This window comes from Tenacibaculum sp. UWU-22, from assembly GCF_041021355.1.
In the GTDB taxonomy this organism is placed as follows: Bacteria; Bacteroidota; Bacteroidia; order Flavobacteriales; family Flavobacteriaceae; genus Polaribacter.
Genome location: NZ_JBFNGP010000022.1, coordinates 1 through 1,015, shown reverse-complemented (window position 1 = coordinate 1,015; position 1,015 = coordinate 1). Strand labels below are relative to the sequence as shown.

At 33.6% G+C, this 1,015-nt stretch carries 1 protein-coding gene; it reads left to right on the top strand.

What is annotated here, in order from left to right; translation table 11 throughout:
- The coding region (locus AB2B44_RS10605; RefSeq protein ID WP_369049558.1) for a TIR domain-containing protein at nucleotides 1–875 on the top strand (875 nt) is incomplete at its 5' end.
- Nucleotides 876–1,015 lie beyond the last annotated feature (140 nt).

The window sequence follows — 1,015 nt, the reverse complement described above, 5'->3', positions numbered from 1 at the left end:
ACGTTAGCAACAAGCAAAACCAACCAATGGCAAAAAAGAAAATACCAATCGAAAAACAGGAAGTTGTCTTAACTAAACCTAAAGATGTTTTTGAAAAAGAATTGAACGACAGAATTGAAATAGGTAAGGAAATGATTGGTCGTGAAATTAAAAGAATTGAAGAATTAGAAACTTTAGAGAATGATTACGTCAATTGGAACGATTTTAACATAGAACTATTGAAATGGGCATTTAGTGATAGTGAAAATCAGTATGGTTATAAATATTCAAAATTAAACGGAGCTGTTGGATTTATGGACGCATTGCGTAATGTTGACACAAGTCACCCAGCGTACAAATTGAAAATGGCGAAAGAGAAACTTCAAAACTCTGTGAGTTATTTGGAACGTTTGGTTAATAAATTACCATTATTACCAACTTCTGACCGAATTGAGAAGTTTCAAACTACAACAAGGGATTTTACGAATGTTGGGTTTATAGTTCACGGACATAATGACGCACTAAAACTTGAAGTTGCAAGATTTTTGGAAAATGATTTAAAAAAAGGTGCTATTATTCTTCACGAACAAGCAAGTCAAGGCAGAACAGTAATTGAGAAATTTGAAAACTATTCTGACGTGGATTTTGCAATTGCACTTTGGACAAATGATGATTTAGGTAAAGTAAAAGACGGAACTGACCTGTTGCCAAGAGCAAGACAAAATGTAATTTTTGAAACAGGCTTTTTTATTGGTAAAATCGGACGTAAAAATGTTATAATTCTACACGAAAGTGGAATTGAAATACCATCTGATTATTCCGGAGTTGTTTATGTTGCAATTGAGGGAAACTGGAAAGACACGTTACGGAAAGAAATAAATGCAATATATAACTAAATAATAATGCCAGTTGCTAACAACGGCTATAAGCAATTGGGGTGAAAGTGATAAAACAAAAGTATAAACATATAACAAAGGTCGGTGCTTAACCGAAAGTTAGTGCTTAAAATCCCCAACTGCTCATAGCCCAACCGTTG